The organism is Frankia sp. R82 (genome assembly GCF_023716925.1).
Lineage (GTDB): Bacteria > Actinomycetota > Actinomycetes > Frankiales > Frankiaceae > Frankia.
Genome location: NZ_JAMQQG010000245.1, coordinates 1 through 6646, shown reverse-complemented (window position 1 = coordinate 6646; position 6646 = coordinate 1). Strand labels below are relative to the sequence as shown.

Here is a 6646-nt window from a genome sequence, read left to right as displayed (position 1 = left end):
GCCAGGTGGGGCCCTGGCCCCCTCGGCCCCGCTGGCCCCGACCGTGCGGGCCGGGCGGCGGAGGCGGGGTGATTCCGGGCGGCGCCGCGCACTGGTGGCGGTGGCGTCGGTCGCGGCCGTCGGCCTCGTCGTCGGGCTGTTGGTGAACGTCGTGGTGCTCGGTGACGACGACCCGGCCCGGGGCCGGTCGGCCTATGCCGCGGACGCCGTCTCGTTCGCCGGGCTGGGGGAGCTGTCCGGGATCGCGCTGGCTTCCGACGGCGCGCTCTACGTCTCCGTCCCCGGCAGCGGGGACGGGAGCGGACAGGGTCGGATCGTTCGGCTCACCTCATCCGGTCAGGCCCGCCAGGTCGGTGGCAGCGGGCCGCGGCCCACCCCATCCGGCGGGGTTCCGTCACCGTCACCGACGCCGGTGCTCGGCGACAACGGTCCCTCGCTGCGCGCCGACCTGCGCCAGCCGAACGGCCTCGCCGTCGGCCCGGACGGGTCCGTCTACCTGGCGGAGACCGACAGCGGCCGGGTGCGCCGGATCGCCGCGGACGGCACCATCACCACCGTGGCCGGCGCCGGCCCGGACTACGCGGACGGGTTCGCCGCCGACTCCGGCAACGCGCTGCGCGCCCGGCTCGACGACCCGACCGCCGTCGCCGTGGACGCCAAGGGCGCCGTCTATGTCACCGAGGGTTATCGAATTCGGCGGATCGTGGACGGCTCGATCACCACGGTGGCCGGCCGGGCGAACGAGTCCGGTTCGGCCGGCGACGGCGGGCCAGCCATCAACGCCACTCTCTACCAGCCCAGCGGCCTGGCCCTCGCCAAGGACGGCACCCTGTACGTCGCCGACCGGGGTAGCGACACCGTGCGCAGCATCGACCGCAACGGACGCATCAGCCTGGTCGCGGGCCGGCCCGGCACGTACGGACGCACCGGTGACGGCGGGGCCGCGACCAAGGCCCTGCTCTACAACCCGCAGGGCCTGGCGCTCGGCGCCGACGGCTCGCTGTACGTCGCCGACACAGGCAACTACGTGATCCGCAGGATCGACAGGAACGGGATCATCTCGACGGTGGCCGGCTCGGCGTCCTACTCCAGCGGCAACCAGGACGGCGCTCTGGCCACCCAGGCCTATCTGGACCAACCCTCCGGGGTGGTTGTCGACCCGTCCGGCGCGCTCTATCTCGCCTGCGCGGACGGGACGGTCCGGCGAGTCGGCGCCGACCGGACCATGTCGACCGTCCTGCGACCGCCCGACTCCTGACCAGGCGGGACGAGGCGGACGAGGCGGGACGGACCACGGATCGCGCTCCGACCTGCCGAGGACAGGCCACTGCGCCGGTGCCGGGAATGACATACCTTCGCCGCAGATCACGCGCCGAGCCGGGCCGGCCGGGCGGCGGCACGTTCGCGGGAGGTCAGGTGCACGGTCCGGATCGACGGTCGGTGCTGCGGGCCGCGGGGGTGGGTGGGCTGGGGCTGGCCGGCCTCGTCCTCGCTGGTGGGACACTCGCCGGCTGCCAGGACGGCGCCACGCGGCCCAGGCCGTCCGGTTCGCCCGACCCGGCTGCCTGGGCCGCGTTCGAGAAGCGACTCGCCGGGCCGCTGGTGCGCCCCGGCAATCCGGGCTACCCCGCGGCGAGCCGCCTGTTCGACCCGGCGTTCGACGACATCCATCCCGCGGCCGTCGCCCGCGCCCAGTCCCCCGCGGACGTGGCGGCCTGTATCGACTTCGCCCGCCAGCAGGGTCTGCCGATCGCCGCCCGCGCCGGCGGCCACAGCTACGGCGGGTACTCGTCCACCACCGGCCTGGTCGTCGACGTGACCGCGATGGCCACGGTGACCCCGGGCGCGGACGGAACCGCCCGGATCGGCGCGGGCGCGCTGCTCGTCGACGTCTACGACCAGCTAGGCCGGGCCGGGCGGGCGCTGCCGGCGGGATCCTGCCCGACGGTGGGCATCGCCGGGCTCGCCCTCGGCGGCGGCATCGGCGTACTCGGCCGCCGCCATGGCCTGACCTGCGACCGAATGCTGTCCGCCGACGTCGTCCTCGCCTCCGGGGAACTCGTGCACACCGATGCCAGGCATGAACCCGACCTGTTCTGGGCGCTGCGTGGAGGCGGCGGCGGAAACCTCGGCATCGTCACCTCGTTCGGCTTCGCCACCCATGCGGCCACGCCGCTGGTGCTGTTCACCTGCCACTGGCCGTGGGCGGCGGCCGCCGACGTGCTGACCGCCTGGCAGCGGTGGATCTCCGATCCCGGTGGCGCCCCGGACACCCTCTGGTCGACCTGCGTCGCGTCGTCCACGCCCAACGGCGGCGTCGGCGGCACGCCCGCGCTGCGCCTGAGCGGGGTGTCCTGCGCCGCGGCGGACGACGCCGGCCTCGCCGCGGTGCACGCTCAGCTCGCCACGTTGGCCGATGCCGCCGGCCACCAGCCGACCAGCACCACCGTCACCCCCCGTGATCACCGTCGGGCGATGCTCATCGAAGCCGGCTGCGCCGGCCTCGAGGTGGCCGCCTGCCATCTGCGGGACCGCGCGCCCGGTGGCACCCTGCCACGGGTCGCCCAGCGGGCAGCCTCGGCCTTCCTGACCGAGCCGCTGTCCGCCCGCGGCGTCTCGACCCTGCTGGGGGCGATCGAGCAGCGCCAGCGCACGGCCGGCGTCCGCTCGGGTGCCGTGATCCTGGATTCCTGGGGCGGCGAGATCAACCGGGTGGCGCCCACCGACACCGCTTTCGTCCACCGCTCGGCGATCGCCAGCGCCCAGTACGTCGCCGGCTACGAGATCACCGATCCGCCCGCGGCGAAGAACGCCAACCAGCGCTGGCTGCGCTCGACCGTTGCGGCGATGGCGCCCTTCGTGTCGTCATCGGCCTACCAGAACTACATCGACCCGGAACGGGCCGACTGGGCCCAGGCCTACTACGGCGACAACCTTGGCCGTCTGCGCCAGGCGAAGCGCACCTACGACCCGAACAACCTGTTCCGTTTCGCCCAGGGCCTCACCCCCGCTTGAACGCCCGGCCCGGCCGGGCCGGCCCTGGGTGGGGGCCGGCCCTGGGTGGGGGCCGAGCCGGGCGGCTGGTTGCGGCGGACGGTTGGCCGCCCCGGGCCGGGAGTCGACGTCACCGGCCCGGGGCGGTGCCTTATTACACGCCCGTCAGGCACTGTCCGCCTACTGGCTCGCCGTTGGACGATCAGCGTCGATACCTTGTCGGGATTTCGCGTCGCGATCAGGGGCGGATGTTCATATCGCCCCGATTCGGTCACCCGTCCTGGGTGAAGGACACAGAGGCAACGAGAGTGACACTGAGCGCACGGCGATTCCGCTTGCGGCGACTACTCAAAGTGAGTAGATAAATGCTGTCGGTGATAGGCCGACGTCGGTGTCCGGCCGTACCGGCGAGCTGTGCTGCGAGGTCCCACATGAGCAAGGTTCTTTTCCAATGGGGAATCACACTCTTCGTGCTCTTCTTCCTGGTTACCTCCCCCGCAAGTGCCGCGGACCTCGTCCGCAGCATCGTCGCCTTCCTCGGGGGTGTCGGCACCGGCCTGTCGGATTTCGTCGGCAACTTCGCCTGACCGACCGGAAGTCAACCGATCCGCGGCGTCAGCCGATTCACCACGTCAGCGACCATCGGCGCCGCACCGGGCTCAGCAAAGGTCCTCAGCAAAGGTCCTCAGCGAAGGTCCTTGGCGAGTGGACGGGTGACCGCGACGGTTCCCGTCCAGGAGGAGATGTCGGATTCGACGACTCCCCAGCGGGCGCCCTTCGCGGCGATGACCAGCCCGTCGCCGATGTACATGCCGACGTGGCCGGGCGCGTCGGCGGTTCCGTCGGTGCCGGGTGTGAACAGCAGGTCGCCGGGCTGCGGATCGACCCCGGCGACCTGCGGACCGTAGGCCAACTGATCGGTGGTGACCCGCGGTAGTTCCACGCCGATCGTGCGGTAGGCGGCCTGGACGAGGGAGGAACAGTCCCAGGAGTCCGGACCGACCGCGCCCCATACGTAGGGTTTGCCGACCTGGGAGGCCATGAACGCCAGTACGGGTTCGACCGAGCCGGTCGGAACGGACGCACCGACACCCAGATCGTCGCCGTAGACCTGGGCCTGCGCGAGAATCGTCCGTACATAGTTACGGGTCTCGGTATAGGGCGGGATACCCGCGAAGGCGAGCACGGCCCCGGCGCCGGCGTTGTAGGCGGCGAGCATCTTCTCCTGCCCGTCGCCGGGCACCGTGGCGACGCTCGCCGCCACCGCACAGTCGTACCGGGCCGCGGCCGGGATGGCATCGGCCGGGTTCCAGACGTCTCCCTGACCATGGCTGGCCCAGGTGCCAGGCATGAACTGGGCGATGCCCATCGCGCCGACCGGTGAGCGGGCCTGCGGGTTGAAACCGGACTCCTGCTGCAGCTGGGCGGCCAACAGTGCCGGCGTCACCTCCTCGCAGCCGGCCACGTTCGCCGCAGCCGTGATCATCGGCAGGTACTCCTCGGGGATGCCCTTGGAGTTCTTGATCGTGCTGTTGCCGTCGTGGTGACCGATGAACGGCCCGGCGAGCGTGAGAATCAGCATCGAGACCAGCAGGATGATCCCGCCGACGACGATCGTGAAGCCAACACCCGCCCAGACGGCCAGCCGGGGGCGGGTAGCCGGGAAACTACGGGCCATCCGCGCCTCACCGCCCCGGTGCGTCGCCGGCGACGCTCGCGAGATCCGCCCCGGCGACCAGCCAGGTGCCGTCCGGCTGGCGCAGCAGGGTCAGGGCAGGAGTGGAGACGGCGACAACCGCCGGCTGGTCGCCGGTCACGGTCTGCCGGCGGACGTTGAGCTGGAGCACGACCCGGCCGGTCGCCGTCGTGTCGATGCCGCCCAGCGGCGTGGTCGCAAGCACGCTGATCTGCGAGTGAACGCCGGCGGCGCGCAGGTCCTGCCAGGCCTGGCCGTCTGCGTCCGCGCCGGTGGATCCGGCGGCGCCGAGGGTGGCGGCGAAGTCCACGGTGAGGCAGTTCCGAGCTCGCTCCACGCCGGCCGCGGGGCCGGCGTCGGTGCGGGCGTCGAACGACTGCCAGCGGGTGAAGCAGTCGGCGGCGACCGCAGCCGGATCGGTCCTGTCGACGGCCCCGCCCGGGACGGGGGTGGCCGCGCCGACGGTGGCCGTGGCCAGCGGCGGACCCGGCGCCTGGCTGGCCCCCGGCGGTGGGCCGGTGGTCGTCGCCGGCCTCGGGGCCGGGGTGTCGGTCTGCCCGAACGACCCGCAGCCGGACAGCGTCAACGCCACCAGCACCAGCAACGCCGTCAGCGTTGCACGGCGAGGGTCAGTGCCGCGGGAAATCATCGCCGTGCCGGGTCATTCCCGCCCGTCCAGCCAGTCCCGCACCCGACCGCGGCGCACCCGCCACTGGTGGCCGACCTTGCGGGCCGGGATCGCACGTTCCGACAGGAGCTTGAGCACCGTGCTCTCGGACAGCCGCAACCAGGCGACCAGTTCGTCCACGGTGAGGACGTCGTCATCGTCGGTCGGGCGCACCGGCGGCGCCGACGCCATCGTGGACATCGCCGACCCGGCCGGCGCGGGCGTGGTCACCGCCGAGGCGGCCATGCCGGCCGCCAGGCCGGAGCCGGCACCGCCGCCTGATCCCGAGCGCGCCGAGGAACTCCCGACCGGCGTGCCGCGCAACGGCGGGGCTGCGCCAGCCGGCAGCCCGGCGCGGCCGGACGGCGGACGTGCCGCCATCGAGTAGCCGTCCTGCGCCACCGACGCCCCTTTCACCCTGCTTACTGCGAACCTGACCTACTGCACGTGGCAGCTACCTACGACTGCGTTGCGTGACTGCGGTGACCGAACCGCAGTGGACGGACAGCGGCGACCGAACGTCGACGGACGGCGTGCGGCCCATCCGGGCCGTTCGACCCGTGGCTGTCCGGTTCCGGAAGCTACACCGACCCACGTGTCCTGGATAGCCTCAACCTGAGCTTGTCATACTCGAACAGCTCGTGTTACATCGATCCGACCACAGCTCAAGATAAGTAACGGTAAGTAACCGTAACTGGCACTAGCTAACCATGAGAGAGCCGGGAGGGCGACGGCCCGTGAGCGACGTGCCACAGGCACCGCACGGTGAGGAAGGCGATGCGCGGCCTGTCTCCCTCATCGGAGCCCGCCTCCCTTCAGCGGCTTCCCGCAACCGGGCAGCCGATCCCGACGACCCGTACGGGATGGATGTCACAGCCGGTGTCGATGACACCGAGCTACCTCCCCATGCGCGCTCCGGGCGACGACGCCATCGTCGGCGGACCGAGCCCGACCCGGCCCAGCCGACCGACGAAGCGTGGCAGAGCGAGGCATTCCACCTCGATGATGCGACATCGACGGATGGACCGGGTGCGGATGGTGTAAGCGATACCGACGTCACGTCCGGTCGGCCGGCGACACCGGACACGAACCGGTCCCGCAGTAGCCGTGGCCGGCGTGCCGGTCGGCCGGCCGCCGTTGCCCCCCGCAGTCATCCGGAAGCCGACCGTATCCCACGGTCATCCGACCCCCACGCATCGACACGTTCCGGGCCAGACGGATCGACGCCGGGTGCCGGCACCGCCCCGCGGCGCAGCCGCCCGCCGCGCGCGTCCGCCCCACCCCGCGCC

At 72.4% G+C, this 6646-nt stretch carries 5 protein-coding genes and 1 pseudogene; 3 read left to right on the top strand and 3 right to left on the bottom strand.

The features are described from left to right. From ND747_RS19480 to ND747_RS19470, 3 genes and pseudogenes are all read left to right on the top strand, one after another. Positions 1-1258: pseudogene (locus tag ND747_RS19480) on the top strand (serine/threonine protein kinase); the annotation flags it as partial. Between the two features lie 86 nt (positions 1259-1344). Beyond that, positions 1345-3015 carry an FAD-binding oxidoreductase gene (locus ND747_RS19475; protein ID WP_251735225.1) on the top strand — a complete coding sequence of 557 codons (1671 nt, stop codon included), beginning with the start codon at positions 1345-1347 and terminating at the stop codon, positions 3013-3015. A gap of 410 nt (positions 3016-3425) precedes the next feature. After that, complete coding sequence (locus ND747_RS19470; RefSeq protein WP_251735223.1) at positions 3426-3581, top strand: hypothetical protein; 156 nt, start codon at positions 3426-3428, stop codon at positions 3579-3581. Positions 3582-3679: 98 nt separating this feature from the next. On the opposite strand, the gene ND747_RS19465 is transcribed toward ND747_RS19470, so the two are convergent. The 3 genes from ND747_RS19465 to ND747_RS30190 form a co-directional block, all read right to left on the bottom strand. Beyond that, entirely contained in the window at positions 3680-4672 is a 993-nt protein-coding gene (locus tag ND747_RS19465) for a bifunctional lytic transglycosylase/C40 family peptidase (protein WP_251735222.1), read from the bottom strand. 7 nt (positions 4673-4679) lie between these two features. Beyond that, entirely contained in the window at positions 4680-5288 is a 609-nt protein-coding gene (locus ND747_RS19460) for a hypothetical protein (protein ID WP_308204659.1), read from the bottom strand. A 63-nt stretch (positions 5289-5351) separates the two neighbouring features. Further along, a complete protein-coding gene (locus ND747_RS30190; RefSeq protein ID WP_251735219.1) occupies positions 5352-5759 on the bottom strand; it encodes a helix-turn-helix domain-containing protein in 408 nt (135 codons plus the stop codon). Positions 5760-6646: the final 887 nt, after the last annotated feature.